General features: G+C 56.2%; 2 protein-coding genes. Both read left to right on the top strand.

Features of this window, described 5'->3' with window-relative positions; all coding sequences use genetic code 11:
* A partial coding sequence (locus EOA27_RS37580) for an ABC transporter substrate-binding protein (protein WP_245491352.1) occupies positions 1–710 on the top strand: 710 nt, incomplete at its 5' end.
* Between the two features lie 31 nt (positions 711–741).
* Positions 742–1097 (top strand): ABC transporter permease (locus EOA27_RS37575; protein WP_145970871.1); only part of this gene is annotated, 356 nt, incomplete at its 3' end.

Genomic DNA, 1097 nt, shown 5'->3' with positions numbered 1-1097 from the left:
CGTTCAACAACGTCAAGGCACGCGAAGCGCTTACCTATCTCATCGACCAAAAGGAGGTCGGTTCCCTTATTAGCGGTTCGGAATTGTGGCGGGAGTGCTACGCTATCTTGGCCTGCGGCAGCCTTTATGGAGATGAGGCGGCTTATTCCGGACATCGGGGGGAACCCGATTTTGACAAGGCAAAACAATTGCTGGCAGAAGCTGGCTACGACGGGCAGCCCATCGTGATCCTCTCACCAACCGATTTCGCTGCCTATCACACTAGCACACTGTATTTGGCTCAGCAGTTGCGAAGGATCGGCGCACAGGTCGATCTGCAATCCATGGATTGGTCGACGTTGCAGTCGCGGCGGACGTCGAAAGCTCCGGTCGCGGAGGGGGGTTGGAATCTGATGGCGTCGAGCATGGACGCATTAGGCGCTTCGTCACCGATTACGCTTCTGCACCTTGCCGCCAGCTGCGACGACGCCTGGTTCGGTTGGCCATGTGACGAGGAGATCGAAAAACTGAGGGACGCATTTGTGAGCGCGACCAGTGATGCCGAAAAAGAGGCTGTTACGTTCGACTTGCAGAAGCGCGCATCGGAATACCTACCGTTCGTGCTGACCGGAGAAACTTCATCACCTGTCATCCGTCGGGCCGAAATCGAAGGCTTCGACGCAGATGTACCGGTTTTCTATTTCTGGAACGTGCGCCGAAAGAACAACTAACAGCATCACAGTTCGGGCTTACGAGGCCAGTATGATTAGATACCTGATCACCCGTGTTCTTTCCGTCATTCCGGTTGTCGGAGTGGTCACCGCAGTCATATTTGGGTTGACATATCTAAGTCCGGGCGATCCAGCGGTTGCGCTGGCGGGCGACTATGCGTCGCCCGCCCAGATAGAGGCTATTCGAGAGCGGCTTCAACTCGATGCCCCGGTCGTCTCCCGGTATATCCTCTGGTTGAGAAACACGTTGCAGGGCGATCTCGGGGTATCGCTCTTCTCGGGACAGCCTGTACTGAATCTCATCCTGGATCGAGCCGAGCCGACAATCACCCTCGCAATCGCTGCAACCTTAGTAGCACTGATACTAGCTGTGCCGCTGGGGCTGTC

The organism is Mesorhizobium sp. M2A.F.Ca.ET.037.01.1.1 (assembly GCF_003998075.1).
In the GTDB taxonomy this organism is placed as follows: domain Bacteria; phylum Pseudomonadota; class Alphaproteobacteria; order Rhizobiales; family Rhizobiaceae; genus Mesorhizobium.
This window is presented reverse-complemented; position numbering and strand designations above follow the sequence as displayed.